Origin of the sequence: Microbacterium sp. Ld4 (assembly GCF_045066555.1) — a bacterium.
Classification (GTDB): domain Bacteria; phylum Actinomycetota; class Actinomycetes; order Actinomycetales; family Microbacteriaceae; genus Microbacterium.
The window spans coordinates 261,458-288,402 of record NZ_JBISHE010000005.1 but is presented as its reverse complement, the minus strand read 5'-3'; the positions used below and the strand labels follow the sequence as shown (position 1 = coordinate 288,402).

Annotated in this window: 26 protein-coding genes and 3 tRNA genes; 14 read left to right on the top strand and 15 right to left on the bottom strand. The window is 70.9% G+C overall.

The window, feature by feature from the left end; translation table 11 throughout:
- The 4 genes from ACJJV7_RS02925 to ACJJV7_RS02910 form a co-directional block, all read left to right on the top strand.
- A partial coding sequence (locus ACJJV7_RS02925; protein WP_405467811.1) for an FHA domain-containing protein occupies window positions 1-544 on the top strand: 544 nt, incomplete at its 5' end.
- On the top strand, window positions 541-1,368 hold the full coding sequence (locus ACJJV7_RS02920) for a PP2C family protein-serine/threonine phosphatase (RefSeq protein WP_405372250.1): 828 nt from the start codon (window positions 541-543) through the stop codon (window positions 1,366-1,368). The genes ACJJV7_RS02925 and ACJJV7_RS02920, both read left to right, overlap by 4 nt.
- Window positions 1,368-2,864, top strand: a complete 1,497-nt coding sequence (locus tag ACJJV7_RS02915) for an FHA domain-containing protein (RefSeq protein ID WP_405372248.1) — start codon at window positions 1,368-1,370, stop codon at window positions 2,862-2,864. The genes ACJJV7_RS02920 and ACJJV7_RS02915 overlap by 1 nt, the downstream gene beginning before the upstream one ends.
- On the top strand, window positions 2,861-4,543 hold the full coding sequence (locus tag ACJJV7_RS02910; RefSeq protein WP_405372246.1) for a protein kinase domain-containing protein: 1,683 nt from the start codon (window positions 2,861-2,863) through the stop codon (window positions 4,541-4,543). The genes ACJJV7_RS02915 and ACJJV7_RS02910 overlap by 4 nt, the downstream gene beginning before the upstream one ends.
- Window positions 4,544-4,553: 10 nt before the next feature.
- Here the strand turns inward: ACJJV7_RS02910 and ACJJV7_RS02905 are convergent, their stop codons facing one another.
- Window positions 4,554-4,985, bottom strand: a complete 432-nt coding sequence (locus tag ACJJV7_RS02905; protein WP_405372244.1) for a dehydrogenase — start codon at window positions 4,983-4,985, stop codon at window positions 4,554-4,556.
- 146 nt (window positions 4,986-5,131) lie between these two features.
- Between ACJJV7_RS02905 and ACJJV7_RS02900 the strand changes: the two genes are divergently transcribed.
- Together ACJJV7_RS02900 and ACJJV7_RS02895 are read left to right on the top strand one after the other, a co-directional pair.
- The gene (locus ACJJV7_RS02900) at window positions 5,132-6,007 is read left to right on the top strand and encodes a neutral zinc metallopeptidase (RefSeq protein ID WP_405372242.1); all 876 of its coding nucleotides are present in this window, start codon (window positions 5,132-5,134) and stop codon (window positions 6,005-6,007) included.
- A gap of 191 nt (window positions 6,008-6,198) precedes the next feature.
- Window positions 6,199-7,752, top strand: coding sequence for a DEAD/DEAH box helicase (locus ACJJV7_RS02895; protein WP_405372240.1), 1,554 nt, complete (start codon window positions 6,199-6,201; stop codon window positions 7,750-7,752).
- 70 nt (window positions 7,753-7,822) lie between these two features.
- Here the strand turns inward: ACJJV7_RS02895 and ACJJV7_RS02890 are convergent, their stop codons facing one another.
- From ACJJV7_RS02890 to ACJJV7_RS02880, 3 genes are read right to left on the bottom strand one after another with little or no spacing between them, the layout of a single operon-like run.
- Complete coding sequence (locus ACJJV7_RS02890) at window positions 7,823-9,505, bottom strand: aldehyde dehydrogenase family protein (RefSeq protein WP_405372238.1); 1,683 nt, start codon at window positions 9,503-9,505, stop codon at window positions 7,823-7,825.
- 16 nt (window positions 9,506-9,521) lie between these two features.
- Window positions 9,522-9,782: a glutaredoxin family protein gene (locus tag ACJJV7_RS02885; RefSeq protein ID WP_405372236.1), complete on the bottom strand. Its 261-nt coding sequence runs from the start codon at window positions 9,780-9,782 to the stop codon at window positions 9,522-9,524.
- Window positions 9,779-10,915 (bottom strand): glycosyltransferase, encoded by a 1,137-nt coding sequence (locus ACJJV7_RS02880; protein ID WP_405372234.1) that lies wholly within the window; start codon window positions 10,913-10,915, stop codon window positions 9,779-9,781. The genes ACJJV7_RS02885 and ACJJV7_RS02880 overlap by 4 nt, the downstream gene beginning before the upstream one ends.
- A 258-nt stretch (window positions 10,916-11,173) precedes the next feature.
- Here ACJJV7_RS02880 and ACJJV7_RS02875 point away from each other — a divergent pair, with 258 nt between their 5' ends.
- On the top strand, window positions 11,174-13,831 hold the full coding sequence (locus ACJJV7_RS02875) for a glycosyl hydrolase 53 family protein (RefSeq protein WP_405372232.1): 2,658 nt from the start codon (window positions 11,174-11,176) through the stop codon (window positions 13,829-13,831).
- A 116-nt stretch (window positions 13,832-13,947) separates the two neighbouring features.
- Window positions 13,948-14,499, top strand: coding sequence for an HdeD family acid-resistance protein (locus tag ACJJV7_RS02870; protein ID WP_405372230.1), 552 nt, complete (start codon window positions 13,948-13,950; stop codon window positions 14,497-14,499).
- A gap of 18 nt (window positions 14,500-14,517) precedes the next feature.
- On the opposite strand, the gene ACJJV7_RS02865 is transcribed toward ACJJV7_RS02870, so the two are convergent.
- Genes ACJJV7_RS02865 through ACJJV7_RS02840 form a run of 6 tightly spaced genes read right to left on the bottom strand, consistent with a single transcriptional unit; the run spans window position 14,518 to window position 18,738 of the window.
- Window positions 14,518-15,369 (bottom strand): NAD-dependent epimerase/dehydratase family protein, encoded by an 852-nt coding sequence (locus tag ACJJV7_RS02865; protein ID WP_405372228.1) that lies wholly within the window; start codon window positions 15,367-15,369, stop codon window positions 14,518-14,520.
- Window positions 15,370-15,411: 42 nt separating this feature from the next.
- Complete coding sequence (locus ACJJV7_RS02860) at window positions 15,412-15,735, bottom strand: hypothetical protein (RefSeq protein ID WP_405372226.1); 324 nt, start codon at window positions 15,733-15,735, stop codon at window positions 15,412-15,414.
- A 19-nt stretch (window positions 15,736-15,754) separates the two neighbouring features.
- A complete protein-coding gene (locus ACJJV7_RS02855; protein ID WP_405372225.1) occupies window positions 15,755-16,060 on the bottom strand; it encodes a metal-sensitive transcriptional regulator in 306 nt (101 codons plus the stop codon).
- Between the two features lie 28 nt (window positions 16,061-16,088).
- Window positions 16,089-18,338, bottom strand: coding sequence for a heavy metal translocating P-type ATPase (locus ACJJV7_RS02850; RefSeq protein WP_405372223.1), 2,250 nt, complete (start codon window positions 18,336-18,338; stop codon window positions 16,089-16,091).
- Between the two features lie 23 nt (window positions 18,339-18,361).
- Window positions 18,362-18,529: a hypothetical protein gene (locus tag ACJJV7_RS02845; RefSeq protein WP_405372221.1), complete on the bottom strand. Its 168-nt coding sequence runs from the start codon at window positions 18,527-18,529 to the stop codon at window positions 18,362-18,364.
- Complete coding sequence (locus ACJJV7_RS02840; RefSeq protein ID WP_405372219.1) at window positions 18,529-18,738, bottom strand: heavy-metal-associated domain-containing protein; 210 nt, start codon at window positions 18,736-18,738, stop codon at window positions 18,529-18,531. The genes ACJJV7_RS02845 and ACJJV7_RS02840 overlap by 1 nt, the downstream gene beginning before the upstream one ends.
- A 96-nt stretch (window positions 18,739-18,834) precedes the next feature.
- Here ACJJV7_RS02840 and ACJJV7_RS02835 point away from each other — a divergent pair, with 96 nt between their 5' ends.
- Window positions 18,835-19,590: an MBL fold metallo-hydrolase gene (locus ACJJV7_RS02835; protein WP_405372217.1), complete on the top strand. Its 756-nt coding sequence runs from the start codon at window positions 18,835-18,837 to the stop codon at window positions 19,588-19,590.
- 60 nt (window positions 19,591-19,650) lie between these two features.
- On the opposite strand, the gene ACJJV7_RS02830 is transcribed toward ACJJV7_RS02835, so the two are convergent.
- The 4 genes from ACJJV7_RS02830 to ACJJV7_RS02815 all read right to left on the bottom strand — a co-directional run bounded on the left by ACJJV7_RS02830 (window position 19,651) and on the right by ACJJV7_RS02815 (window position 20,261).
- A complete protein-coding gene (locus tag ACJJV7_RS02830; RefSeq protein WP_405372215.1) occupies window positions 19,651-19,833 on the bottom strand; it encodes a hypothetical protein in 183 nt (60 codons plus the stop codon).
- A 119-nt stretch (window positions 19,834-19,952) separates the two neighbouring features.
- Window positions 19,953-20,025, bottom strand: a tRNA-Phe gene (locus ACJJV7_RS02825).
- Window positions 20,026-20,093: 68 nt separating this feature from the next.
- Window positions 20,094-20,167, bottom strand: a tRNA-Asp gene (locus ACJJV7_RS02820).
- A gap of 21 nt (window positions 20,168-20,188) precedes the next feature.
- Window positions 20,189-20,261: transfer RNA gene (locus tag ACJJV7_RS02815), tRNA-Glu, on the bottom strand.
- A 198-nt stretch (window positions 20,262-20,459) separates the two neighbouring features.
- Here ACJJV7_RS02815 and ACJJV7_RS02810 point away from each other — a divergent pair.
- Complete coding sequence (locus ACJJV7_RS02810; protein ID WP_405372213.1) at window positions 20,460-21,956, top strand: peptidoglycan DD-metalloendopeptidase family protein; 1,497 nt, start codon at window positions 20,460-20,462, stop codon at window positions 21,954-21,956.
- Window positions 21,957-22,020: 64 nt separating this feature from the next.
- Here ACJJV7_RS02810 and ppa read toward each other — a convergent pair whose 3' ends face one another.
- Window positions 22,021-22,554, bottom strand: coding sequence for an inorganic diphosphatase (gene ppa, locus ACJJV7_RS02805; RefSeq protein WP_405372212.1), 534 nt, complete (start codon window positions 22,552-22,554; stop codon window positions 22,021-22,023).
- 109 nt (window positions 22,555-22,663) lie between these two features.
- Here ppa and tilS point away from each other — a divergent pair, with 109 nt between their 5' ends.
- The 4 genes from tilS to folE all read left to right on the top strand — a co-directional run bounded on the left by tilS (window position 22,664) and on the right by folE (window position 26,939).
- Window positions 22,664-23,671, top strand: coding sequence for a tRNA lysidine(34) synthetase TilS (gene tilS, locus ACJJV7_RS02800; protein WP_405372210.1), 1,008 nt, complete (start codon window positions 22,664-22,666; stop codon window positions 23,669-23,671).
- Between the two features lie 9 nt (window positions 23,672-23,680).
- Window positions 23,681-24,232, top strand: a complete 552-nt coding sequence (gene hpt, locus ACJJV7_RS02795; RefSeq protein ID WP_405372208.1) for a hypoxanthine phosphoribosyltransferase — start codon at window positions 23,681-23,683, stop codon at window positions 24,230-24,232.
- Between the two features lie 99 nt (window positions 24,233-24,331).
- The gene (gene ftsH / locus ACJJV7_RS02790) at window positions 24,332-26,338 is read left to right on the top strand and encodes an ATP-dependent zinc metalloprotease FtsH (RefSeq protein WP_405372206.1); all 2,007 of its coding nucleotides are present in this window, start codon (window positions 24,332-24,334) and stop codon (window positions 26,336-26,338) included.
- 10 nt (window positions 26,339-26,348) lie between these two features.
- Entirely contained in the window at window positions 26,349-26,939 is a 591-nt protein-coding gene (gene folE / locus ACJJV7_RS02785) for a GTP cyclohydrolase I (protein ID WP_405372203.1), read from the top strand.
- Window positions 26,940-26,945 lie beyond the last annotated feature (6 nt).

Genomic DNA, 26,945 nt, shown 5'->3' with positions numbered 1-26,945 from the left:
GTGCTGGGCACCCGACCGGCGTTCGTGCGCACCGGCGGAGCCCAGGCCTGCGGCCGCGCCGACGCTCGTCCAGCCGATGCCCGTGCCGCAGGCCTGGGCTCCGCCGGTGCGCACGAACGCCGGTCGGGTGCCCAGCACACTTCCCGTCGACGTCATCTCCACGGTTCCCGGCGTGGCGAACCGCGCCGGCATCCACCCCGATGCGGGTCGCACACCGCCGCCCACTCTGGCCATGCTCGTCTGGGATGACGGAACCCGGCACGTCGTCTACGACGGCACCCTCTTCGGGCGGAGCCCCGCGGCAGAACCGGGCATGCGCATCACGGCGATCCGCGACGACACCCTCTCGATCTCGAAAACGCACTTCGAGATCGGCGCAGACGAGCAGGGCGCCTGGGTCGTCGATCGGCACTCGCTCAACGGCGTGGTGGTCGTCCGCGCCGGTCAGCCGCAGCGCATCGTCCCCGGCGAGCGGGCACGGCTGTGGTCGGGCGACGTCCTCGACGTGGGCGACCGCCGGGTGACCGTGGAGAGCGCGCGATGAGCGGCCGCGTGATCGATGTCGCCGTGGGCGCGGCGACCCATCAGGGTCTGCGCCGCCGCGTCAACGAGGATTCGCACCTCGCCGAGTATCCGCTCTTTCTCGTCGCCGACGGCATGGGCGGCCACGACGCGGGAGCGGCCGCCAGCGCCGCCGTGGTCACCGAGTTCGGCCTGCTCGCGGGCACCCCGACGGTGGGGATCGACGCGATGCGGGCCGCCCTGGCGCGGGCGCGCGACATCGTCGAGCGCATCGGACATCAGGGCCGCGCCGCGGGGACGACGTTGAGCGGTGTCGCGGTGACCGAGGTCGACGGGTCGGGCTACTGGCTGACCGTGAACGTCGGCGATTCGCGCACCTACCGCTTCGCCGAGGGCGTGCTCGAGCAGATCAGCGTCGACCACTCGGTCGTGCAGGAGCTCATCGACGCCGGGGTCCTCGACAGCGAGGCCGCGGGCAGAGACAGTCGCCGCAACGAGATCACCCGCGCCATCGGGGCGGGCGGCGGCGGCGAGGCCGACTTCTGGCTCGTTCCCGCCGAACCCGGCGACCGGATGCTGATCTGCTCCGACGGCCTGTCGGGCGAGGTGTCGGCAGAGCGGATCGCCCAGGTGCTGGCCGACGTGCGTTCCCCGCAGGATGCCGCGACGAGACTCGTCCATGAGGCCATGCTCCAGGGGGGTCGCGACAACATCACGGCTGTCGTGGTCGACGCCCTCCAGGTGACAGGGCACGATGATGATGCGTACGAGACCGCGCCCGCCGGCGGGATCTCGGACGCCGATGGAGACACACGGCCGCGTTCCGCGGCAGGAGGAGACGCCTGATGCGCGAAGTGCGATACCGACCGGACGGTCGGAGCGACGCGTGGCGCGCAGCGGTGACCGGGACATCGCTCGCGGTGCTGCCCGCCGAGGTCACCCCGCACGCGGTGGAGGCGGTGTGGCGCCGGCTCGACGGCGGCGGCATCGGCGCGGTGCTCGAGTCGCTCACCGGCGCCTTCGGAACGTCGCTGACCGCCATCCCGCCCTTCGGGCTCGCAGTGGCCGAAGGTGACGGCATCCGCATCGCCGTCCGCGGCGCGGTCGAGCTGATCGTCGAGACGCCGGCTGGCGCGGAAGCGGTGTCGGGCGCCGGTGTGTCGACCTGGACCGAGCGGTTCTTCGCGGGAGCGACGCGTCTCACGATCGAGGTCGGCACGGCGGACGACGCAGCGGCTCTGCCGATCGCCTCGGGCGTGGTGCCCGTCGCGAGCCTCGTGCTGACGCTCGACGACAGCCGCGGCGTGCCGTCGACGCCCATCCGCACCGTCACCGCCGCCGCAGCCCCAGCGCCGGTCGTCGTCGAGCCCGAGCCCGCTCCTGCGCCGGCCGAATCGCCGGCCACGGCCACACCTGAACCCGTCGAGCCGGCGGTCGAGCCCGCCGAGCCCGGGCCCGCTGATGCCGACGCGTCTGAAATCTCTGCTCCTGAGATCGCAGAGCCTGCAGCCCCGCAGTCGGCAGACGACGAGCCTGCCGCGGATGCCGACTCCGCCGACGAGCGAGAGCCCGGCGCCTCCTCGTCAGAGGTCGAGCCGTCTCCCGAGGAGCCCCCTGCCGAGGAGCCCTCCGCCGGCGAGCCCGCTGCGGAGGAGCCGCCGTCGCCGAGCGGCCTTGTGACCGGCATCCCGTTCGCCACCGGCCCGGCGCCGGCGGCCGAGACGCCCAGCACGGTCACCGAGCTGTCGAGCCCGCCGAGCGCCGACACCGTCGGCGCCGACGACGCTCTCGGGGCGACGATCGCGAGCCCGCGCAAGGCTGCCGCCCCGCCGATCCCGCCCGTCCCGTCGCTGCCGCCGTTCGTGCCGCCGACCCATCCGACGCCTTCGGAGCTCGGCGACCACGACGGCGCGACCATCTCGGTCGCGGAGGCTCGTGCCCTCCGGGGTGCCGGCGCGCCGTCGTACGACTCCACCGAGAACGTCCCCGGGCGCGAGCCCTCCCAGGGGCGCATCCGTCTCGCGGACGGCCGCGCGTTCGAGCTCGAGCGCACGGTCATCATCGGTCGGCGACCGCGCTCGACCCGCCCTGCCGAGGCCGAGCTCCCGACCCTCATCGCCGTCGACGGACCGCAGCACGACATCTCGCGCAACCATGTCGAGATCCGCGCCGAGGGTGAGCACGTGCTCGCGATCGACCTCGCCAGCACGAACGGCACCGTCCTGATGCGCGGCGGCCACGATGCCGTGCGCCTCCATCCGCAGGAGCCGACCATGGTGGTCAACGGCGACATCCTCGACCTCGGTGACGGCGTCACCGTGACCTTCGAGGATCTGCCGTGAGTTCGAAGCGCGCGCCCGCCGCGCCGCCGCAGCTGCCCGGGTTCGCGTACCAGCAGGTGCTGGGCTCGGGCGGGTTCGCCGACGTCTTCCTCTACGAGCAGGCCCTGCCGCGCCGCCGGGTCGCCGTCAAGGTGCTCCTCTCCGACAAGCTGACCAGCGGCGCCGTCGAGCAGTTCCAGGCCGAGGCCAACGTCATGGCGATGCTGTCGACGCATCCCGCGATCGTCACGATCTACCAGGCCGGTGTCTCCGACGACGGCCGCTCGTACCTCGTGATGGAGTACTGCTCCAAGCCCAACCTTCAGGTGCGCGCCCGCACGGCGCCGATCTCCGTCGCTGAGGTGCTGCGCGTCGGCATCCAGGTCGCCGCCGCCGTCGAGACCGCGCATCGCGCCGGCATCCTCCACCGCGACATCAAACCCGCCAACATCCTCGTCACCGAGTACAACCGCCCCGCCCTCACCGACTTCGGCATCGCCACGACCGCCGACGGCATCGACCCGTCCGCCGGCATGTCCATTCCCTGGTCGCCGCCGGAATCGTTCGCCGACACCCCCGACTTCACCGTGCGCTCGGACGTCTGGGCCCTCGGCGCCACCGTCTACAACCTGCTCTCCGGCCGTTCGCCCTTCGAGGTGCCCGGCGGGCGCAACGGCGGAGCCGATCTCATCCGACGCATCGAGACCGAGCCGCTCGCCCGCCTCGACCGCGCCGACGCGCCCGCGTCGCTGCACGTGGTCCTCGAGCGCGCCATGGCCAAGCGCCCGGCGGACCGCTTCGAGTCCGCGGTCGCCTTCGCGCGGGCGCTCCAGAAGGTGCAGATCGAGCTGGCGCACTCCGTCACCCCGATCGACATCCTCGACGACTCACCTGCCGTCGAAGATCAAGACAACGACGGCGAGCTGACCCGAGTTCGCGGCATCGTCAGCATCGACCCCCACACGGTTCCCTCGGCGGGCCCCACGTGGGAACGCGGCGCCTGGGCGGCCGCTGCTCCCGGCCTCACCGGGCCGACCGGCGTCGCCGGTGTGACCGGCAACGGGGCGACGGAGACCGACGCCACCATGCTCCGCGGCGCCGTGTCGATCCCGCAGAACACGATCGGCCGCACCTCGGCGCGCGCCGACACCACGACGGCCGTCGACGAGGGCACGGTCGTCCGCGGCCCGGGCGGGGCGCTGCCCGTCACCGCGCCTGCCCCTCGGCCCGAGCATCCGGCCGCGCCGGAGACGACCACCGGCCCCCAGAAGCCCCGCTCGAAGAAGGGTCTCTGGATCGGCATCGGCCTCGCCGCCGCCGCCGTGGTCGTCGTGGGCGCCGTCGCGACCGCGAGCCTGCTGGCGCCGCCGTCGGCGATCCCCACGCCGGTGGCCACCGAGCCTGAACCGGTCGACCCGCAGGACCCGGTCGAGGGCTTCGTCGCGGCGCCGCAGGAGAGCGGCGCGAAGATCGAGGGCGACCAGGCGGTCTTCTCCTGGATCAACCCCGAGCCGGAGTCGGGCGACAGCTACGTCTGGGAGCGCGTCACGCTCGACGGCGGGGCAGGAGACCTCAAGATCGTCGCCGATCCGACGATCGCCGTGCCGCTCGACGGCGACACCCAGGCCTGCATCGATGTGGCCGTCCGCCGCGAGAACGGGGCGGTGAGCCAGGAGACCCGCATCTGCGCGGCATCCTGAGCCGAGGCGTTCAGCCTCGGTCGAGCACCTTCACGATCACGGCGCGACGCCGGAGCTCGGCGAACGTCCGGGTCTCCTCGTCGACGTCGCGGCCGAGCGCCTTCACATCCGTCACGACCAGGACGTCGCCGGCGCCCAGTCGGCCGAAGAGTCGCGCGAGCCGCTCCTCCCAGGTCTCGCCGGTCTCGGGAGCCGGATGCCGGAACCCCTCGATCGGCACGCCGAAGCCGGCCAGGGCCTCTCGCTGCGCGAAGATGCTGGGCATGTCGGGCCGCGAGACGACGAGCCCCACGAGGCGGGCGCCCGAGGGGAGGGCGAGCCACCACTCGGGGGTCGGCTGCAGTCCGGCGAGGGCCGGCGGGATGGCGGCCGGATCGGCCGGAATCGCGATCGTCCGCGATTCCGCGTAGTCACCGGGGGCGTGCTCCGAGATGTCGGCCACTGTGCTCTCCTTCGCGCGGTCCTCCCATTGTGACCGACGCGGAGCGCGCAGCCCATCGCCGCCGGCTGATCGTCGTCCGCTAAGCACGACGGCGTGCGCGAGGCAAGCACCTGCGGCGGTCCGCGCCGGGGCAGTACCGTCACGACATGACCTTCAATCCCGACGCGGACGTCTCCGGCAAGAGCGCGAAGCGGCGCGGCCCCGGCAAGGGCACGGCCATCGCCGGCGGTGGCGGTGTGATCGCCGTCGCCGTCCTCCTGATCTCGATCTTCACCGGTCAGGATCTCAGCGGACTCCTCGGGGGAGGGGCCCCGCAGGGAGGGTCGGGCGACCCGGGCACCGCTGTGGAGAACTGCGTCACGGGCGAGCAGGCGAACGCCGATGACGCCTGCCGGCTCGACGCCGGTGAAGAGGTCATCAACAGCTTCTGGAGCAACACCCTCGGGGCCGACTACCGGGCGCCCGATCTCGTCGTCGTCGACCAGTCCACCGCGACGGCGTGCGGAACCGCGTCGAACTCGACCGGCCCGTTCTACTGCCCGCCCGAGCAGACGGTGTACATCGACCCGTCGTTCTGGTCGATCGTCCGCACGCAGCTCGGCGCGGAGACCGGCGAGCTCGCGCAGCTCTACATCCTCGCCCACGAGTACGGCCACCACGTGCAGGAGCTCCAGGGCACCTTCGAGCGGTATCCGCGTGACGGCACGGGCGAGACGAGCAACGCGGTGCGCACCGAGCTCCAGGCCGACTGCTTCGCCGGTGCGTGGGTCGCGGATGCCGCCGAGCAGACCGACAGCAACGGCAACGCCTACCTGCTCGAGCCGACCCGCGAGCAGATCGACGGCGCCCTCGAGGCTGCGGCCGCCGTGGGTGACGACCACATCCAGTCGCAGTCGGGTCAGGTCAATCCCGAGAGCTGGACGCACGGGTCGAGCGAGCAGCGGCAGCGCTGGTTCACCACCGGATACGACGGCGGAGTCGGCGCGTGCGACACCTTCGCGGCAGCGGACTCCGACCTCTGAGGCGCCCTCCCAGGCGTGCCTGCTACGATCGAAGGGTTGCGGCGCCCTCCCCGGTGCCCCTCGCGTCGTAGAACGCATCTACCGCTGCCGATCGCTCGATCGTCGCCGGCGACTCCTTCTCACGGCGAACCCGTCTGCGCATTCGCACTCGGGACACCGATCCGGGCGATCACGCCCGAGTTAGTTCTCTCATGACTGAACCCACGTTCGGCACGCTCGGCGTGCCCGCTCCCGTCATCGCGGCCCTCGCCGCAGATGGCAAGACCACCCCGTTCCCGATCCAGATCGACACGCTCCCCGACACCCTCGCGGGTCGCGACGTGCTCGGCCGCGGTCGCACCGGCTCGGGCAAGACCCTCGCCTTCTCGATCCCGATGGTCGCCCGTCTGGGTCAGGGCCTCGCCGGCGGCACCCGTCGCCGCGGCCGCATCCTCGGTCTCGTCCTGGCGCCGACCCGTGAACTCGCGACGCAGATCGACCGCGTCCTCGCGCCCCTCGCCGCCGCCTACGGCATGAAGACCGCGACGATCTTCGGCGGGGTGAACCAGAACCGTCAGGTCGAGGCGATCCGCGCCGGCGCCGACATCATCGTGGCGTGCCCCGGCCGCCTCGAGGACCTCATGCAGCAGAAGCTCGTGAGCCTGGATGCCGTCGAGATCACCGTCATCGACGAGGCCGACCACATGGCCGACCTCGGCTTCCTGCCGGGCGTCACCCGCATCCTGAACGCGACGCCCCAGGGCTCGCAGCGCATGCTGTTCAGTGCCACGCTGGACAACGGCGTCGACAAGCTCGTCAGCCGCTTCCTCCACAACGAGGTGCTCCACTCGGTCGACGAGGCCAACTCGCCCGTCGCCGCGATGACCCACCACGTCTTCCACGTCGCGAGCACCGAAGCGAAGAAGGACCTCGTCCGCACCCTCGCCTCGGGCAAGGGCCGCCGCATCCTGTTCCTCCGCACGAAGCACACCGCCCGCAAGCTGGCTCGCCAGCTGACGGCCGAGGGCATCCCCGCGGTCGACCTGCACGGCAACCTCTCGCAGCCGCAGCGCGACCGCAACCTCGCGGCGTTCGCCGCGGGTGAGGCCCGCGTGCTCGTCGCGACCGACGTCGCCGCCCGCGGTGTGCACGTCGACAACGTCGAGCTCGTCGTCCACGTCGACCCGCCCACCGAGCACAAGGCGTACCTGCACCGCTCGGGCCGCACCGCGCGTGCGGGTGCCGAAGGTGCCGTCGTCACCGTCGTGCTCCCCGAGCAGCGCCGTGACGTCGACGGACTCCTCCGCAAGGCGGCCATCACCGTCACGCCCGAGGCCGTGCACGCCAAGTCGCCCGCCGTGACCGAGCTCGTCGGCCCCGTCGCCGCGCACGTCACGCCCGCGCCCATCGAGCTCCAGCAGCGCGGTGGCGGTCAGAGCCAGGGCGCCAACGCGCAGCGCAAGCGCGCCGCGCGCGACGGCCAGTCCCGTGGCGAAGGCCGCGGCCAGCGCAGCTCCGGTGACGGTCGCAGCTCGAGCCGCGGCGCCGCCTCCGGTGCCGGTCGCAGCGGTCAGGGCCAGGCGCCCGCCGCCCGCTCGCACGGTGCCTCGCACGGTCAGGGTGCCGCTGCCGGTCACACCGGCGCGAAGGCCGGGGCCCCGGCATCCGGTGGCGCTCGTCGTCCCGGTCGCCGCGCGACCTCTGCCGGCCTGAGCGTCGGCTCGGTCGTCCGTCAGAACGGTGGCGCCCGCCGCAGCGGACGCTGATCTTCCGCGCAACGCGCGCGGCGTCGGGCTTCGGCCCGGGCCGCGCGCGTTTCGCGTTTCCGGCGCTGCGTCAGGCGCCGAACGCCCGCACCATCGTGACGATGAGCCGCGGGATGCTGCCGTCGATGCGAAACCGTGCGAAGCCCTCCGACACGGCTGCGCCGGTGCGCGACGTCACGAACCATGGCGGCGTCGGCAGGACCGAGAACCGCCCGCCGCCCAGGAGTGACCGCGGGAACGGGCGGAACGGACCTCGTGCGACGGTGCGCTCGACGTCGGCGAGCAGGAGCGCGTTGTGCACGATCCCGATCCCGCTCGGGGCGTCATGGGTCGTGCCGCCCGGGAACGCACCCCAGGTGGCGGTGGGGGTCAGGAACCCGAAGGCCGTCCAGGTGTTGATCGCCACCGTGCCATAGCGCAGGCGCGCGATCGCCTCGTCGAACCCGTCGCCCAGCGCCCGCTGCGTGCGCGGGTCGATGAGGACGTTGGCGCCGAGTGCGCCCGTGAGCCGGCTGTTCGCATGCTCGACGGCCGCGTCGAGGAACCGCTGGCCGGTGCCCGGAAGATCGATCAGGCCGAGCACGGGCGCGAAGAACTCGGTCGTCTCCACCGCGCCGCCTCCGGTCACGATGGCGCGGGACCCGCCCGCCGACCACGCGGCATCCGGATACTCGGCGCGCACCGCGCCCAGCTTGTCCGCGCTGCGGGGGTACCAGACGGGCCGTTCGGGGGTTCGGGCGAAAGCGGCGTGGAGCTCGCGCTCGAACTCGGCGCGCTGATCCCAGTCGGCGCTGATGAGCACGACCTGACCCGCGATGCAGTTGTGGCCGCTGTTCTGCAGGCGCATGGTGGCGATGTGCTCGGCCTGGAACCGCAGATCGGCACGGCTCCACCGGCCCGGCACGACGATGATCGGCGAGACCCCGCCGAGCTCGGCCGTGATCGGAACGACGAGGCCGTCACCGACGATCGCCCGGAAGGTCGCCTCGGAGCCGGTGATGTGCACGTGATCGATCAGCGGATGCCGCGTGAGATAGCCCCCGACGTCGCCGCCGCCGGTGACGATGCGCACGAACCCCGCCGTGATCAGCGGTGCGAACGCCCGGGTGAAGATCGGCACGAGCGCGTCCTGTGTCGGGTTCACCTTCAGCAGGGCGACGCGGTTGAACGCGAGCAGCTCGTAGAGGACGTCGAGGAACGGGATCGAGGTCACGTTGCCGGCACCGAGGACGAGCCCCACGCCGCCTGAGGTGGCAGGATGCCGGGCGCCGAGGCCGGCGGCATCCCGCGCCTGCGACGCCGTCACGCCGGGCTGCAGCCAGACCTCGGTGGTGTGGCCCGAGAGCAGCAGGGCATCGGTCCCGCTGAGCGGTGACGTGTGCACGGCGGTCCGACCGCCCGGCGCCGGCCCGGTCTTGACCCCGTCGAGGGGGCTGCGGCCGCTCGCCAGGGCGCCGAGCGTAGCGGCGTAGGCATCGAGTGCCACGAGCGCCGCGTAGGGCCCGGCGAGCCACTCTTCGCCTCGCAGCGGATGCCGTGGGCCGAGTCCTTTGCTCGCGGCGGCGGCGGTGGCCCACTCCTCCGCGACGACGCCCACCGCGGCGCGCACGCGCAGCAGCAGCTCGCGGCGTTCCGCGAGGGTACGCCCCGCCCACCGCGTCGAGCCGGCCTGGAGCGCGCCCAGGTCGGCGTCGAGCGCGCCGCGGATGTCGTCGGCGATCACCGTGGGCGGCGTCGCCCCGGCATCCGTCATGCGCGCGTCTGCTCGGTCAGATCAGCGAGAGTTCGCGGAGCTTCGCGGCGACGTCGTCGTTGCTGGGCTCGACGTGGTGCGTCGAGTCGGGGTAGACCACGACGGGGATGTTCGTGCGGCCGGAGATCTCGCGGGCGATGTCCGCGGCCTCGGGCTGGGCCTCGAGGTCGACGTACCGGTATGCGACGCCCAGGTCATCGAGCTGAGCCTTGGTGCGGCGGCAGTCACGGCACCAGGCGGCGCCGAACATGGTGATCTGGTCGGTCGATTCGGTCATGGCTCCAGGGTACGCCCGGGCGCGACGGCGGGGGCGGTATCGGGCTGGGCCGCCGCTCGCCGCGGCCGGGTGGGGGCGTAGACGATGAGCGCGTGGAACATGAACCGCACGACGAACGCGGCGATGAGGGTGAGCGCGGCCGCCATCACCGCGGGGATGTGCGCTCCCTCGACGAGGATCGACAGCACGGGGATGCGGATGATCGCCTCGAGGCCGTTGAAGGTGAACGACTTCACGAATCGCGCGCGCATGCGCCCGGACTCCGACCTCATGTCGGCGAAGACGAGGTACTCGAGCAGGAAGAAATTGGTGATGATCGTCACGACGCTGGCGACGACTGCGGCGGGCACGTAGTCGAGCCCGAGGCGGATGAGCCCCCACATGATGACGAGGTTCGCGATGGCGCCGAAGCCTCCGACGAGGGCGAAGGCCGACATGCGCCCGAAGCGCAGCATGGCGAGCTGCGTGAGGAAGCGCACACCCTGGGTGAAGGTCGCCTTCGAGCGGCCGGCGAACCGCTCGGCGAAATCGAACGGCACCTCTCCGATGCGCAGCTGACGCCGCGCGAGCACCTCGAGCAGGATCTTGAAGCCGCGAGGCCGGAGCGACTCGAGGTCGACGGTCGTGGTGTCGAGGAGGAAGAACCCGGTCATCGGATCGGAGCACCCGGCGAGCTTTCGGGGGAACATCGCCTTGGTCAGAGCGGTCGAGGCGCGGGAGACTGCCGTCCGGGTGGCGTCGGCGAGGCCGGTCGAGGTGCCGCCCGAGGCGTAGCGCGACGCGATGACGATGTCGACGTCGCCCCGCTCGGCCCGTTCGATCATGCGGGGGATGTCTTCGGGCGGATGCTGCAGGTCGCCGTCCATGACCAGGCACCACCGCGATGTCGCGGCGCGGTAGCCCTCGAGGACGGCGCCGCCGAGACCGGCGACAGCGGCCTCGCGGTGGATCAGCCGAACTGGGAAGCCTGCGGACTCGGCGGCGGCCGTGATCAGGGCCGGGGTGTCGTCGGTGGAGTCGTCGACGAATACGACTTCGAAGACGCGGCCGTCCAGCGCCGCGCCGATGCGGCGCAGGAGCTCGTCGACGTTCGGACCCTCGTTGAAGGTCGGAACGATGATCGACAGATCCATGGGGGCTCGCGATGCTCGGCGGGCACGGGACGCCTCAGCCTACCCGCGCGTGTTCGGCCGGGACTGAGGATGTGCACCGCAGACGGATGCTCGGGCTCGATGGTAACGGTTCGGTCTCGGCGCTCGCCTCGGCCTTTCCGCATCGCGCCTCGGATCGTACGCTGTGACCGGTCCCAACTGTGACCGGTCACAGCATCCTCCCGCCCCCGCTCGCCGGAGAGATGCACCGACCAATCGACGAAGATTGGAAGCATCTCGATGAATCGTCATCTCTCGAGGACGGCCGCGATCGCGGCCGCCGTCGCCCTCGCGATCGGCGCGAACGCGAACGCCGCGGTCGCCGACACGGGCCCCGTGGACGCGGGCATCTTCGTCGACAAAGTCGACGGGCTGTCCGCCGACTTCACGATGGGTGTCGACGTCTCCTCGTACCTGTCGCTCATCGAATCGGGCGTCGTGTTCCGCGATGACGCAGGGCAGCCGGCGAACCTGTTCGAGGTGCTCGCCGACCACGGTGTCACGGATGTGCGGCTGCGCGTCTGGAACGACCCGTTCCACTCGTCGACGGGCCAGGGCTACGGCGGCGGCAACGTCGATGCCGCGCGCGCGACCGAGATGGGCACGCTCGCCACCGAGGCGGGCCTGGGCGTCCTGGTCGACTTCCACTACTCCGACTTCTGGGCCGATCCCGCCAAGCAGAAGGCCCCGAAGGCGTGGGCCGGCTACACGATCGACCAGAAGGCCGCCGCGACCAAGGCCTACACCGTCCAGTCGCTCGAGATGATGAAGGCCGCCGGAGTCGACGTCGAGATGGTCCAGGTGGGCAACGAGACCAACGGCGGTGTCGCCGGTGAAACCGGCTGGGCGAACATGTCCCGCATCTTCCAGGCCGGGTCGGAGGGCGTCGACCAGGTGTTTCCCGACGCCCTCGTCGCCGTCCACTTCACGAACCCCGAGCGCGGCAACTACGCCACGATCGCCGAGAACCTGCGCACGTACGGCGTCGACTACGACGTGTTCGCCTCGTCGTACTACCCCTACTGGCACGGCACCGTCGAGAACCTCCAGAGCGAGCTCGACAAGATCGTCACCCAGTTCGGCAAGAAGGTCATGGTCGCCGAGACGTCGTGGGCGACCACCCTCGATGACGCCGACGGCCACGCCAACGTGATCGACACCCCCGCCGAGGCGACGCAGTACCCGGTCTCCGTCCAGGGTCAGGCGCGGTCGCTCCGCGACGTCATCGCCGCCGTCAGCGACGTGCAGGGCGGCGCCGGTCTCGGCGTCTACTACTGGGAGCCGGCCTGGCTGCCGGTCGGCCCGGCGTCGACCGTCGAGGCCAACAAGGCGCTGTGGGAGCGCGACGGATCGGGCTGGGCGAGCTCTGCCGCCGGCGAGTACGATCCGGTCGATGCCGGTGAGTACTTCGGCGGATCTGCCTGGGACAACCAGGCCCTGTTCGCGGCAGACGGCACCCCCCTCGAGTCGCTGTCGACCTTCGAGTACGTCTACACCGGCGCGGCCACGGCGCTCGAGGTCGTGGCGCACGACCCCGTGACGCTCTCCTTCGCGGATGCCGCCTCGGTCGCCCTGCCGGCGAGCGTCCGCCTCCAGTACAACGACGGCTCGACCGCGTCGGCGCCCGTCGAGTGGTCGGACGCGCTCTCGTGGATCACCAGCCCGGGTACGTACACGGTCTCCGGCGTCACAGGCGCGGGCTTCCCCGTGACCGCGAGCGTCACGGTCGAGGCATCCGTCACCCAGCACGTCGCCAACGGCGGCTTCGAAGACGGCGCCGCACCGTGGTCGCTCGCCGGCACCGGGTCGTCGATCGACTGGACGCCCGACGCCGGGTCGGGGGAGCGGGCCTTCCGCTTCTGGGCGGCCGAGACCTACTCGACGGCCGTCACCCAGACGATCACGGGGCTGCCCGCCGGCACCTACGTGCTCTCGGCCGTCGCCCACGGCGGCGCGTTCACCGCAGGCGCGGCGACGCTGCGAGCGGTCACGTCGGAGGGCACCTACGAGACCCCTCTCCGGCTCACCGCGTGGGGTGAGCGCAACCCGTCGAGCGTCCCTGTCGTCGTCGGCGCATCGGGTGAGGCGGTCGTCTCCGGCTCGCTGACGGATGTCGCCGGAGGAACCTGGGGCGCGTTCGACGACTTCTCGCTCATCCGTGAGGTCGCCCCGTCCACGGTCGACACCACCGGGCTCGCCGCGGCTGTCGCCGGCGCCGAGGGCATCGATCGCGCGTCGTACTCGGCATCGTCGCTCGCCTCGCTCGACCTCGCGCTCGAGAAGGCGCGCATCGTTCTGGCCGCATCCGCCCCGACGGCAGACCAGGTCAAGACGGCGTCATCGCTCATCGCGAAGGCCACCGGCGCGCTGACGAAGGCGTTCACCGGTGTCAGCACCCCGAAGATCTCAGGCAACGTCGTCGTGGGCAAGCGGGTGACCGCGTCGGTCACGTCGACCCCGGCGGCATCCGTCAAGACCTACCGGTGGTTCGCCGACGGGGCGCCGATCGCAGGGGCGAAGAGCGCCGGGTACACGATCAAGAAGGCCGACGGCGGCAAGAAGCTGGCGGTCCAGGTGACCCTCGCACGGCGCGGCTACGAGTCGGTCACCGCCACCTCGGCGGCCTCGACCGTGGCGAAGACCTTCTCCCGCGTCTCGACGCCGAAGATCTCGGGTGCAGCCGTCGTGGGCAAGAAGCTGACGGCGTCGATCCGGGTGTCGCCCTCGGCGAACCAGGCTTTCGAGTGGTTCGTCGACGGCCGCACGGTCGGGATGGGCGCGAGCTACACGCCCGTGAAGGCTGATGCCGGAAAGCGCGTCGTCGTGAAGGCGACCGTAACGAAGGACGGCTATCAGAGCGTGACGAAGGTCTCGGCCGCGACGCGGCTCAAGCGATAAGACCGGATGCAGGGGGGTCGCCCGTCATCGGGCGGCCCCCCTCTCGTCGTGAGGGCCGTTGTACCTGCGGCGACGGGACCAATACGCTGGCCCCACATCTGCGAAACGGGGCGGCCATGCACACGACCACGGCATCGGGAACGATCGTGAAGGGCATCCGGACGGCGTTCATCGTCGGCGGTGCGCTCGCCGTCATCGTCGGACTGCTCATCCTCATCTGGCCGGCCAAGACCGCCATGGTCGTCGCCGGCATCATCGCGGTCTACGCGATCATCGCCGGGCTCGTGTACGCCGCGATCGGCATCCTGTCGAAGACGGCGGGCGGCTGGTCGCGCATCGGGCACATCGTGCTCGGCCTGCTCTTCGTGCTCGCGGGGATCGTCGCGTTCTCGAACCTCGGCCTCGCCGCGGCGACGCTGGCCACGTTCCTCGGCGCCCTCGTCGGGATCATGTGGATCATCGAGGGCGTCGTGGCGCTGTCGACGCTCCCCGCGGGGCGCACCCGCCTCTGGACGCTCGCTTTCGCGATCCTCAGCCTCGTCGCGGGGATCTTCATCCTGTTCGCCCCGCTCTGGGGTGCCGTGGTGCTCTGGTGGATGATGGGCATCTCGCTCGTCGCCCTCGGCCTCATCCAGATCGTGCGGGCGTTCTCGCTCCGCGTCCGCTGACGTGGCGCTCGCCTCGCGCTACGCGCCGACCTCGTCGCGCCACGAGTGCACGGGGCGGTAGCCGAGCAGGCGCTGAGCCTTCGCGGTAGAGAACAGCGAGTCGTGCTCACCGAGGTCTCCGCGCAGCTCGACACCGGGGAACACCTCGGCGACGAGCTCGGCGTTCGGGCGCGACATGACGGTGTCGGCCGCCGCGATGAGAAAGTGGTCGAACCCCGCCGGGGCGACCTCGAGGGCCCGGATGACCGCCTGCGCGCCGTCGCGGGCGTCGATGTAGCTCCACAGGTTCCACTTGCGCAGGCGCGCATCGGAGTCGAAGGAGGGGAACTCGGCGTAGTCGGCCGGCACCATCACGTTCGAGAACCGCAGGGCGGTGATCGACACGTTCGGATGCCACCGGGTGAGCTCGATTGCGAGGGTCTCCTCGAGGTGCTTGACGACCGAGTACACCGACTCGGGCCGCGCCGGGTAGGCCTCGTCGACCGGGATGTAGGGCGGCGGGGCGTCGAAGGGGAGGCCCTGCACCGTCTCGCTCGAGGCGTAGACGATGCGCGTGATCCCCGCGCGGATCGCAGCCCAGAACACGTTGAACGTGCTCGCCATGTTGTTGTGGAACGTGGCGACGTCGGGCCGGATGCCGGGGGCCGGCACTGCGGCGAGATGCACGACCGCGTCGAGGCCGGTGTGCTGATCGCCCACCGCCGTGAACGCGTCGACGACCTGCCCGTAATCGGTGAGGTCGATCTGGACGAAGCCGGGGCCGCGGCGGCCGGTCAGATCGAACCCGATGACCTCGTGCCCGGCGTCGCGCAGCTCGTCGACGACGACGGAGCCGAGCTTTCCCGAAGAACCTGTGACGGCGATACGCATGAGGTCAGCATGCCACGTGGCGACGGCGCCGGGACGGCCTGGTCACTGCCAGCCGTGGGAGTTGAACCACTCCCGGCGGCGGGCGGCGTCGGCATCCGATTCATCCGGGTCGGATGTGTCGTGCGGCGCGAGCCGCCCGTCGGGCGTGAGGGGCACGAACCGTTGGCAGATGTCGCAGAGCGCGCGGCCGCCCGGAAAGCCGTCCGCAAGGGTCGCGGCCGGGCGCCCCGCGGCGCCCGATCCTGCGCACGCCGACGCGTCGGCGGCGCCGTCGGCCCACATGATCGTGCGGTGCCGGTGCAGGCCCGCGTGCTCGAGGGGCCGGGTGCAGCGGCGACCCTGACGGCGACTGCGGCAGAAGCGCATCACGGCAGGGCGCGCCCGGTCAGGACCGGATGAGGCGGGCGATGGCGTCGCTCGCTTCCTTGATCTTCAGGTCGGCTTCGTCGCCACCCGAACGGGCCGCGTCGACCACGCAGTGCTTCAGGTGATCGTCGAGCAGGCCGACCGCGACGGCATCCAACGCGCTCTTGAGCGCGCTGATCTGCGTGAGGATGTCGATGCAGTACTTCTCCTCCTCGACCATCCGCGAGACGCCGCGCGCCTGGCCTTCGATGCGCTTCAGGCGGTTGCGATACTTGTCCTTGTCGTTGATGTAGCCGTGCGCGGCGTGGGTGTCGACGGTGGTCATGGGGTTCCTCCTCGGACGGGCGGGCGGGTCATCGGGTGGTAGTCGAGAAGCCGCGCAGGCGCAGGCTGTTGCCCACGACGAACACGCTCGAGAATGCCATGGCAGCGCCTGCCAGCATCGGGTTCAGGAGTCCGAGTGCCGCGATCGGGATCGCCGCGACGTTGTAGGCGAAGGCCCAGAACAGGTTGGACTTGATCGTGGCGAGGGTGCGCCGCGAGAGGCGGATCGCGTCGACGGCGCTGCGCAGATCGCTGCGGACCAGGGTGATGTCGGATGCCTCGATGGCGGCGTCGGTGCCGGCCCCCATCGCCATGCCGAGGTCGGACTGCGCCAGCGCCGGAGCGTCGTTGACGCCGTCTCCGACCATGGCGACGACCTTGCCCTCGCGCTGCAGTCGCGCGACGACCTCGACCTTGTCGGCAGGAAGGACGCCCGCGATGACCTGCTCGATGCCGACCTCGTCGGCGATGCGCCGGGCGACCGCGTCGTTGTCGCCGGTGAGGAGGATCGGAGTCAGCCCCAGCCGGACGAGCTGCGAGACGGCTTCGGCGCTGGTGGGCTTGACGGTGTCGGCGACGACGAGGATGCCGCGCGCGGCGCCGTCCCAGCCGACGGCGACGACGGTCTGCCCGGCGGCCTCGGCGGCCGCCTTCGCCTCGGCGACGTCGGCGCTGAGGCGCAGCGACCATTCGGCGAGCAGGCTCTCGCGGCCGACGAGCACGGCGTGCCCGTCGACGACGCCCTGCACGCCCTTGCCCTCGATGTTCGCGAAGCCCTGGGCCTCCGCGAGACGCCCCGTGCGTTCGGCGGCCGCGGCGGCGATGGCGCGGGCGATCGGGTGCTCCGAGGCGTCTTCGAGCGCGCCGGCGAGGCGCAGGAGCTCGTCGCTGTCGGTGCCGGGCTCGGTCACGACGTCGACCAGGGTCATCTTGCCGGTCGTGACCGTGCCGGTCTTGTCGAGCACGATGGTGTCGACCTTGCGGGTCGATTCGAGCACTTCGGGGCCCTTGATCAGGATGCCCAGCTGCGCGCCGCGGCCGGTGCCCACCAGAAGAGCGGTGGGAGTGGCGAGCCCGAGTGCGCACGGGCAGGCGATGACGAGGACGGCGACGGCCGCGGTGAAGGCAGCGGATGCCGGGAACCCGGCGCCCAGCCAGGCGCCGAGGGTGATGACGGTGATGACGAGCACGATCGGGACGAAGATGCCCGAGATGCGGTCGGCGAGGCGCTGCACCTCGGCCTTGCCGGTCTGGGCGTCTTCGACGAGGCGGGCCATCTGCGCGAGCTGGGTGTCGCCGCCGACGCGCGTCGCGCGGACGACGAGTCGGCCGCCCGCGTTGATCGTCGCGCCCGTCACGGCGTCGCCCACGGTGACGTCGACCGGGACCGACTCACCGGTGAGCATGGCGGCATCCACCGCCGACGAGCCCGACACGACGACGCCGTCGGTCGCGATCTTCTCGCCCGGACGCACGACGAACTCGTCGCCTGTGCGCAGGTCGCCGACGGGGATCGTGGTCTCGTGGCCGTCACGCAGGACGGCGACGTCTTTCGCGCCGAGCTCGAGGAGGGCGCGGAGGGCGGCGCCCGCCTGACGCTTGGAGCGCTTCTCGAAGTAGCGGCCCGCGAGGATGAAGGTCGTCACGCCGGCGGCGACCTCGAGGTAGATGTTGGCGGCGCCGTCGGACGGGGCGAGCGAGAGCTCGAAGGCGTGCGTCATGCCGGGTTCGCCGGCCGAGCCGAGGAACAGGGCGTACAGCGACCACAGGAAGGCGGCGGCGGTGCCCATGGAGATCAGGGTGTCCATCGTGGCCGAGCCGTGGCGGAGGTTGGCCCAGGCGGCGCGGTGGAAGGGCAGCGCGCCCCAGACCACGACCGGCGCGGCGAGGGCGAGCGAGGCCCACTGCCAGTAGGTGAACTGCAGGGCAGGGATCATCGCCATCGCGATGACGGGAACGGTCAGCACGATCGAGGCGATCATCCGGGTGCGAAGCGACGTGAGCTCGGGGTCGGCGGGGGCCTCAGCGTCGGGCTGCGCCGGCGCGGGGAGGGATGCCGTGTACCCGGTCGCCTCGACCTGTGCGATCAGCGCTGCCGCGTCGTAGCCCTCGGGAACGGTGACGCGGGCCTTCTCGGTCGCGTAGTTCACGGTGGCGGAGACGCCCTCGAGCTTGTTGAGCTTCTTCTCGATGCGCATCGCGCAGGACGCGCACGTCATGCCCCCGATCTCGAGCTCGACGCTCGAGCCCGCGGAGGCGGTCGGTGTTGCGGTGGTCATGCTGGCTTCTTTCACGTCGTCGATCAGTGATCGTCCGCGGTGTCGCCCGGCGCGTGGCCCGGCGCGGTGGTCTGCGATGTCCAGTCGTCTGCCCAGTCGTCGGGCACGGCGACCGCGGCGAGGGCGAACGAACCCGCGAAGGCGACCGCGAGGGCGGCGGCGAACAGGCTGAGCCTCGCTGCGGCGTTCATCAGATGCGGACCGCGGAGTATCCGGCTTCGTCCACTGCCGAGAGGACGGCGGCGTCGTCGAGCGGCTGCGCGGCGGTCACGATGAGGGAGCCGGAGGTCGCATCGACGCGGATGTCTTCGACGCCGGCGAGCTGGCCGACCTCATCGCGGATCGCACGCTCGCAGTGGGCGCAGGTCATTCCGGTCACCTGGTATTCGGTCGTCGTCATGATGTCTCCTCTCATCGGGATACCCCCCTTGGGTATGTCTTCCACTGTAACGCATACCTCATGGGGGTATTCCACGCTTCGTGAGACGATCGAGGGATGAAGATGACTCAGGTGCGGAACGCGACCATGCTGCTCGAGATGAAGGGGCTTCGCATCCTGATCGATCCGATGCTCGGCGCAAAGGCCTCGCAACCCGGATTCGGCGGACCCCAGCGCAACCCTCTCGTCGAGCTCGTCGTCCCGCTGGACGAGCTCGTGCGTCCCGACCTGGTCGTCGTCACGCACACGCACTCCGATCACTGGGATGCCGCTGCGGCGGCGCTGCTGCCGCGCGAGGTGCCGATCATCGTCCAGCACGCCGGCGACGCCCAGGTGGTGCGGGACGCGGGCTTCACCGAGGTGATGGTGCTCGACGAGCCGCGCACGTTCGCCGGGGTCACCCTCACCCGCACCGGTGGGCAGCACGGATCCGACGCGACGCTCGCGGCCAAGCCGAACCTGGGTGAGGTGATGGGTGTCGTGTTCGCCCACCCCGACGAGAAGACGGTCTACGTCGCGGGCGACACCGTGTTCACAGGCGAGGTCGCGGAGGCGCTGGCGGCGCACCGCCCCGAGATCGTCGTCCTCAACACCGGGGAGGCCGTTCTACCGGGCCTCGATCCGATCATCATGGGCGCGGAGGACGTCGCCACGGTGCACGGGCTCGCCCCGGCGGCGAAGATCGTCGCCGTCCACATGGAGGCCCTGAACCACTGCACGGTCACCCGGGATATGGTCCGCGCACTCGCGAAGGAGCGGGGGATCGCGGCATCCGTCGTGGTTCCGGAGGACGGCGCCGTCCTCACGTTCTGACGTGCACGGGAGCCGGCGCCCCCGCGGCGCATCCGATCAGGCGGGCGGAGCGGAGGCGGGTCACTCGGCCGCGCGCTTGCGCCGGTAGTCGATGACGAAGGACAGCAGGAACATCGCCGCGCTCGAGGCGACGAGGAACACCGAGAGAGGCCGCCACCATTCCGGAAGGCGCTCAGCGAGCAGCACGCCCACGATGGCGAACACCATCGAGATTCCGAAAAGGTAGCCAGCGTACTTGATCATGTCCCGATCGTAACCACGACCGGGTGCCCGCCCGCGCCGCGGCCGAAGCGGAGAAAGGCGAAACCCCCGCGAATAGAAGCTTCGCGAGGGTTTCTAGGATGACGTAATGATCACCCGTGTGGCTCCGACGGGCGTCGATCCCGTGACCTCACGATTTTCAGTCGTGCGCTCTACCAACTGAGCTACAGAGCCGCATGGCGTCGAAAGCCATGTCCTAGACGAAAGGCCCTCTGAGGAGACAAAGGGCCTGTCGCACGGAGCGACCCTGACGGGACTTGAACCCGCGACCTCCGCCGTGACAGGGCGGCACGCTAACCAACTGCGCTACAGGGCCATGCGTATTAAATTATGGGAGTGACCCCAACGGGATTCGAACCCGTGCTACCGCCGTGAAAGGGCGGCGTCCTAGGCCGCTAAACGATGGGGCCGAGCGAACCCTGAGGCTCACGCTTACCGACGACCAAGCATATGCGATCTGCGGCCGATGTGCGAATCGAGGGCGAGTCCGCCGCTGCATCCGCTGTTTTCCGGGGCAAGATGGCCGAGGTTGCTCGCGCGTCATCACCCTGTGACGAATGTGAACAGTGTTGCTACTGTGATCTGCGGACCTGTGAGGGGGTGCCTGCGTGACCATCGAGACCGACCCGACCGACGTCGACTGCGGCTGCGCGCCCACTACCGACGAGATGCGCTCGTTCCGCTCGTCGATCAGCCGCCGCAACGCTCTCGGGCTCGGCGTCTTCGGTGCGGCGGTCGCCACCGCCGGTTTCGGCATCGCGATGCCCGCCTTCGCCGCCACCTACCCCTCGTGGGACGACGTCGAGAAGGCCCGCTCGAACCAGGCCGCGAAGGGCTCCGAGATCACCCGCATCCAGGGACTGATCCAGGGGCTCGAGAACGACGTCCAGTCGAAGCAGGCCGAGGCGGAGCGGCTCGGCAACGAATACGCCGTCGCCGTCGACAACCTCGAGACCGCGCACGCCCTCGCCGAATCGCTGCAGGCCCAGGCCGATGCCGAATCCGAACGAGCGGATGCCGCGGCATCCAAGCTCGGTGTGCTCGCCGCTCAGCAGTACCGCTCCGGCAAGAGCGATGCGACGCTCGATCTCTTCTTCTCCGAGTCGACCGCCGGCGCCGACGACCTCCTCGGTCGCCTCGGCACGATGGACAAGCTCGTCGAAGCGAACCGCGAGGTCTACGCCGAAGCGACGGGCGCCCGCGACAACGCGAAGAACCTCGCCAATCAGGCCGAGGTCGCCCGCAAGGAGCGCGACCGCCTCAAGGTCGAAGCCGAGAGCAAGCTGCAGGCCGCGCAGGCCGCCGCCGAAGCGGCGCAGGCCGCGCTCGCCGCGCAGAACGAGCACCGCGACGTGCTCGAAGCGCAGCTCGACGCCCTCCGCGACACCACGGCCGCCACGGTCGCGAGCTACAAGGAAGGCGTCGAGGTCCGCCGTCGCGAGCGCGAAGCGCGCCTCAAGCGCCAACGCGAAGAGGCGGCTCGTCGAGCCCGCGAAGAAGAAGCCCGTCGTCGTCGCGAAGAAGAGCGTCGTCGCCGCGAAGAAGAGAAGCGCCGCCGCGAAGAAGCGGCAGCGAACAACAACAACGGTGGCGGCGGGGGCGGAAGCTCCTCCGGCGGGTCATCGGGAGGCGGTGGCGGTTCGCCCGCCGGCGGCTCCTCCGGCGGTGGCGGCGGAGAGGTCCAGCCGTCGGGCTGGGTGCGCCCCGGCCACGGCGGAATCACCTCGTGGTTCGGCACCCGCGGCTCCATCTGCTCGGGCGGCTACTGCACCTCGAGCGGTCACCGCGGTATCGACTTCGGCTCGGGCTGCGGCTCGCCGATCTACGCGGCCGCCAGCGGCACCGTCATCTTCGCCGGGCTCAGCGGCGCCTGGGGCAACTACGTCCAGATCCGCCACTCCAACGGCATCGTCACGGCCTACGCCCACATCATGTCGGGCGGCTACAACGTCTCGTACGGTCAGCGCGTGCGCGCCGGTCAGGTCATCGCCTACACCGGCTCGACCGGCGCCTCCACGGGCTGCCATATCCACTTCGAGGTCTGGTCCGGCGGCGTCCGCATCGACCCCGCGCCCTACCTCCGCGCTCGGGGCGTCAGCGTCTGACCCGCCCGGGTGACGAAAGAGGGTCGGATGCCGCGTGGCATCCGACCCTCTTCTCGATTCGCGCTCAGAGCGTGTTCGGCGACTCGCCCTCACCCTGGGTCTTCGTCTGACCCTCGTGCTCGGCGAAGCGCTCGAAGGCCTCGGTCACCAGGCGCTCGGCCTCGGTGGCATCCGCCCACTCGTCGACCTTGACCCACTTGCCGGGCTCGAGGTCCTTGTAGTGCTCGAAGAAGTGGTTGATCTCGTTCTTCGTCCAGTCGTCGATGTCGGCGACGTCCTGGATGTGGCTCCAGCGCGGGTCCTTCGCGAGCACTGCCACGACCTTGTCGTCGCCGCCGGCCTCGTCGGACATCTTGAGCACGCCGACGGGGCGCACCTTCGCGAGGATGCCGGGTGCCAGGTCATGGTCGAGCAGCACGAGCACATCGAGCGGGTCGCCGTCCTCGCCGAGGGTGTTCTCGAAGAAGCCGTAGTTGGCGGGGTACCCCATCGGCGTGAACAGGATGCGGTCGAGGAAGACACGGCCGGTGCCGTGGTCGACCTCGTACTTTATCTTGCTGTTGCGCGGGATCTCGATGACGGCGTCGTACGCGCCCATACCTGTACTCCTTCGAAGGGGTGAAGTTTGCGGCACCAGCCTACTGGCGCGGGTCTGCCCCGCCGAAGCGCGAGCGGATGCCGCCCGGGTCGCCGGATACGGTGGGGGCGTGCCGTCACTGAATCCCGCGGTCGCCGAGGTGCGCCGCGCCGTCCGCGCCGCCCTCTCGCCGCTCGCCCCCGGGTCGGTCGTCGTCGTGGGGCTCTCGGGAGGCGCCGACTCGCTCGCCCTCGCGGCGGCGACCGCCTTCGAGGCCCGCCGGCTCGGCATCCGCCCCGCCTCGGTGACCGTCGACCACGGGCTGCAAGGCGGCTCGGCAGAGATCGCCGCCGAGGCCGCTCGGGTCGCGACGGGGCTCGGCCTCGACGCCCTGGTCGTCCGGGTCGATCTCGCAGGCGCCTCCGCCGCGCCGGACGGGCTCGAAGCCGCGGCCCGAGACGCCCGCTACCGGGTGCTCCGCGATGCCGCGCGCGACGCCGGCGCCGCGGCCGTGCTCGTCGGGCACACCCTCGACGATCAGGCCGAGACCGTGCTGCTCGGGCTCGCCCGCGGCTCGGGGGGCACCAGCCTCGCCGGCATGGCGCCGCAGATCGACCTGGGCGGCGTGCCGCTGCTGCGGCCCCTCCTCGACGTGCGGCGTGTGACGACCGTCGCCGCGTGCGCCGCCGAGGGCCTCCAGCCCTGGACCGATCCGCACAACAGCGAGCACCGGTTCACCCGCGTGCGCGTGCGCGAGACCGTCCTGCCGACCCTCGAAGCCGAGCTCGGCCCCGGCATCGCCGAAGCCCTCGCCCGCACCGCGACGCAGCTGCGCGAAGACGCCGACGCGTTCGCCGAGATGATCGACGAGGTCATCGAGGACATCGTCGAGCCCGCGGAGGCCGGCATCGCGGTGTCGGTCGCCGCGCTCGCCGCCAACCCGCCCGCCCTCCGTCACCGGATCATCCGGCACGTCGTCGCGAGCGAGTTCCACGTCTCCCTCACCCGCAGCCAGACCCTCGAGGTGGCCCGGCTCGTCACCGACTGGTCGGGGCAGGGCCCGATCGATCTCCCCGGGTGCACGGCGCGGCGATCGGGGCGGGCGATCGAGTTCACGGCATCCGGATCGGGTATCTAGACTTCAGCAATGCGCGCCGCCGAGATCGCCGATCAGCTCACCGATGTCCTCGTCACCGAGGAGGAGATCCAGGCCAAGCTCGAAGAGCTCGCCCGCCGTGTCGAGTCCGACTACGAGGGCAAGGACCTGCTGCTCGTGGGCGTGCTCAAGGGCGCCGTCATGGTCATGGCCGACTTCGCGCGCGCCCTCAAGCGCGACATCGAGATGGATTGGATGGCCGTGTCGTCGTACGGCGCCGGTACCAAGTCGAGCGGAGTCGTTCAGATCCGGAAAGACCTCGACACCGACATCTCCGGCAAGCACGTGCTGATCGTCGAGGACATCATCGATTCGGGCCTCACGCTGAGCTGGCTGCTCGAGAACTTCGCGTCGCGCGGAGCCGCCTCGATCGAGGTGCTGGCCCTGCTCCGCAAGCCCGAGGCCGCCAAGGTCGAGATCCACTCCCGCTACGTCGGCTTCGACATCCCGGTGGAGTTCGTCGTCGGCTACGGCCTCGACTTCGCCGAGAAGTACCGCAACCTCCGCGACGTCGCCGTGCTGGCCCCGCACGTCTATTCCTGACCAGCGGATGCCGGCGCTCGCCGCCCGGCGCCGCGCAGGCGTACGCCTTGGGCGAATCCCAGACGCGGCATAGCCCCCGCGGGGTAGCCTGATCGCACCATGAACGTCAAGAAGCTCTCGCGCAACCCCGTCGTGTACGTGTTGCTCGTCGTCGTGCTGCTGATCCTCGGGATGACTCTCATCTCGAGCCTCACCGGCGTCAAGCAGATCACCACGCAAGAGGGTCTCGAGTTGCTGAAGGGCGACACCGTCACCGAGGTGACGATGACCGACGGTGACCGGCGGGTCGACCTGACGCTGTCCGAACCGTTCGACGGGTCGACGACGGCGCAGTTCTACTACGTCGAGCCCCGTGGCGACGAGGTCGTCGCCGCCGTCGACGCTGCGGCGCCCAAGGACGGCTTCAACGACGTCGTGCCGCGGACGAGCTGGTTCAGCAGCCTGATCTCGATCCTCCTGCCGATCCTGCTCCTCGGCCTCCTGTTCTGGTGGCTCATGTCGAGCGCGCAGGGCGGTGGCAGCCGGGTGATGCAGTTCGGCAAGTCGCGCGCGAAGCTCGTGACCAAGGAGACTCCCACCGTCACGTTCGCCGACGTCGCCGGCTCCGACGAGGCGATCGAGGAGATGCAGGAGATCAAGGACTTCCTGCGCGACCCGGCCAAGTTCCAGGCCGTGGGCGCCCGCATCCCGAAGGGCGTGCTGCTGTACGGCCCTCCCGGAACCGGCAAGACCCTTCTCGCCCGCGCCGTCGCCGGCGAGGCAGGCGTCCCGTTCTACGCGATCTCGGGTTCGGACTTCGTCGAGATGTTCGTGGGTGTCGGCGCGAGCCGCGTACGCGACCTGTTCACGCAGGCCAAGGAGAATTCTCCCGCCATCATCTTCATCGACGAGATCGACGCCGTCGGTCGCCACCGCGGCGCCGGCATGGGCGGCGGTCACGACGAGCGCGAGCAGACGCTCAACCAGATGCTCGTCGAGATGGACGGCTTCGACCCCAAGGTGTCGGTGCTCGTCATCGCGGCCACCAACCGCCCCGACATCCTCGACCCGGCCCTGCTGCGTCCGGGCCGCTTCGACCGCCAGATCGGCGTCGACGCCCCCGACCTGAAGGGGCGTCAGCGCATCCTCGAGGTCCACGGGCGCGGCAAGCCGCTCTCGCCGTCGGTCGACCTCGCGATCATCGCGCGCAAGACGCCCGGGTTCACCGGTGCCGACCTCGCGAACGTGCTCAACGAGGCCGCGCTGCTCACGGCGCGCTCGAATGCGCAGCTCATCGACATGCGCGCGCTCGACGAGGCGATCGACCGCGTCATCGCCGGTCCGCAGCGTCGCACTCGCGTGATGCGCGACAAGGAGAAGCTCATCACGGCGTACCACGAGGGCGGCCACGCGCTGGCTGCCGCCGCGATGAACAACACCGACCCGGTGACGAAGGTCACGATCCTTCCCCGCGGCAAGGCGCTCGGCTACACGATGGTGCTCCCGATCGACGACAAGTACTCGATCACCCGCAACGAGCTCCAGGACCAGCTGACCTACGCCATGGGCGGCCGCGTCGCCGAGGAGATCGTCTTCCACGACCCGACCACCGGCGCGAGCAACGACATCGAGAAGGCGACCGACATCGCCCGCAAGATGGTCACCGAGTACGGCATGACCACCGACGTCGGACCGGTCAAGCTCGGGTCATCGTCGGGTGAGGTCTTCATGGGCCGCGACATGGGTCACGGCCGCGACTTCAGCGAGCGCGTCGCGGAGCGGATCGACGCCCAGGTGCGCGCGCTCATCGAGCAGGCGCACAACGAGGCCTACGAGGTGCTGAACGCGAACCGCGACGTCCTCGACAAGCTCGCGCTGGCGCTGCTCGAGAAGGAGACGCTCGACCACCTCGAGCTCGCCGAGATCTTCTCCGACATCACCAAGCTCCCGCCGCGCCCGCAGTGGCTGTCGAGCAGCGAGCGGCCCGTGTCGACGCTGCCGCCGGTCGACGTGCCGCGTCGCGCCGAGCAGGCGCCGGTCGCCGCCTCGGTCGAGGCTGAACCGCAAGCAGCCGAGTCGGCCGCCGTTCGGCGTCCGACGGGCCAGGCCCGCCCCGCGACGGCGTAGGGGCTGGCGCATGGCGGTCGACCGCGAGCGCGTCGCCCACCTCGTGCGCGAACTCCTGCAGGCCATCGGGGAAGATCCCGACCGGCCGGGTCTTCGGGCGACCCCTGAACGCGTGGCCGAGACGTACGCGGAGTTCTTCGCCGGAGTGGGGGAGGATGCCGCGGCGCCGCTCGCCCACACCATCTCAGTCTCCCGTGGGCCCGCGCCCGACACGCTCCCGTCGGGTGCGGTGATGCTCCGCGACATCCGCTTCCGGTCGGTGTGCGAGCATCACCTGCTGCCCTTCGTCGGGCGCGCGCACGTGGCCTATCTCCCGGGTGAACAGGTCATCGGGCTCGGCGCGCTGCCCCGGGTGATCGACATCCTCGCGGCGCGTCCGCAGGTGCAGGAACGGCTGGGAGAGCAGATCGCCGACGCGATCGACGGCTCGATCGACACGCGCGGCGTGCTCGTCGTGCTCGACGCCGAGCACGAGTGCGTCACGATGCGCGGCGGCCGCCAGCCCTCGACGTCGACCGTGACGATCGCCGCGCGCGGCGAGTTCCGCGAGCCGGCGGCCCGCGCCGAGGTCATCGCCCTCCTCACCGGAGGTGCGGCGTGACGACCC

What these genes read in the sequence shown, in the direction of transcription:
- ACJJV7_RS02920 (WP_405372250.1), top strand. Translation starts at nt 541, where the DNA reads ATGAGCGGCCGCGTGATCGATGTCGCCGTGGGCGCGGCGACCCATCAG.
- ACJJV7_RS02915 (WP_405372248.1), top strand. Translation starts at nt 1,368, where the DNA reads ATGCGCGAAGTGCGATACCGACCGGACGGTCGGAGCGACGCGTGGCGC.
- ACJJV7_RS02900 (WP_405372242.1), top strand. Translation starts at nt 5,132, where the DNA reads ATGACCTTCAATCCCGACGCGGACGTCTCCGGCAAGAGCGCGAAGCGG.
- ACJJV7_RS02895 (WP_405372240.1), top strand. Translation starts at nt 6,199, where the DNA reads ATGACTGAACCCACGTTCGGCACGCTCGGCGTGCCCGCTCCCGTCATC.
- ACJJV7_RS02890 (WP_405372238.1), bottom strand. Translation starts at nt 9,505, where the DNA reads ATGACGGATGCCGGGGCGACGCCGCCCACGGTGATCGCCGACGACATC.
- ACJJV7_RS02885 (WP_405372236.1), bottom strand. Translation starts at nt 9,782, where the DNA reads ATGACCGAATCGACCGACCAGATCACCATGTTCGGCGCCGCCTGGTGC.
- ACJJV7_RS02880 (WP_405372234.1), bottom strand. Translation starts at nt 10,915, where the DNA reads ATGGATCTGTCGATCATCGTTCCGACCTTCAACGAGGGTCCGAACGTC.
- ACJJV7_RS02875 (WP_405372232.1), top strand. Translation starts at nt 11,174, where the DNA reads ATGAATCGTCATCTCTCGAGGACGGCCGCGATCGCGGCCGCCGTCGCC.
- ACJJV7_RS02870 (WP_405372230.1), top strand. Translation starts at nt 13,948, where the DNA reads ATGCACACGACCACGGCATCGGGAACGATCGTGAAGGGCATCCGGACG.
- ACJJV7_RS02865 (WP_405372228.1), bottom strand. Translation starts at nt 15,369, where the DNA reads ATGCGTATCGCCGTCACAGGTTCTTCGGGAAAGCTCGGCTCCGTCGTC.
- ACJJV7_RS02860 (WP_405372226.1), bottom strand. Translation starts at nt 15,735, where the DNA reads ATGCGCTTCTGCCGCAGTCGCCGTCAGGGTCGCCGCTGCACCCGGCCC.
- ACJJV7_RS02855 (WP_405372225.1), bottom strand. Translation starts at nt 16,060, where the DNA reads ATGACCACCGTCGACACCCACGCCGCGCACGGCTACATCAACGACAAG.
- ACJJV7_RS02850 (WP_405372223.1), bottom strand. Translation starts at nt 18,338, where the DNA reads ATGACCACCGCAACACCGACCGCCTCCGCGGGCTCGAGCGTCGAGCTC.
- ACJJV7_RS02845 (WP_405372221.1), bottom strand. Translation starts at nt 18,529, where the DNA reads ATGAACGCCGCAGCGAGGCTCAGCCTGTTCGCCGCCGCCCTCGCGGTC.
- ACJJV7_RS02840 (WP_405372219.1), bottom strand. Translation starts at nt 18,738, where the DNA reads ATGACGACGACCGAATACCAGGTGACCGGAATGACCTGCGCCCACTGC.
- ACJJV7_RS02835 (WP_405372217.1), top strand. Translation starts at nt 18,835, where the DNA reads ATGAAGATGACTCAGGTGCGGAACGCGACCATGCTGCTCGAGATGAAG.
- ACJJV7_RS02830 (WP_405372215.1), bottom strand. Translation starts at nt 19,833, where the DNA reads ATGATCAAGTACGCTGGCTACCTTTTCGGAATCTCGATGGTGTTCGCC.
- ppa (WP_405372212.1), bottom strand. Translation starts at nt 22,554, where the DNA reads ATGGGCGCGTACGACGCCGTCATCGAGATCCCGCGCAACAGCAAGATA.
- hpt (WP_405372208.1), top strand. Translation starts at nt 23,681, where the DNA reads ATGCGCGCCGCCGAGATCGCCGATCAGCTCACCGATGTCCTCGTCACC.
- ftsH (WP_405372206.1), top strand. Translation starts at nt 24,332, where the DNA reads ATGAACGTCAAGAAGCTCTCGCGCAACCCCGTCGTGTACGTGTTGCTC.
- folE (WP_405372203.1), top strand. Translation starts at nt 26,349, where the DNA reads ATGGCGGTCGACCGCGAGCGCGTCGCCCACCTCGTGCGCGAACTCCTG.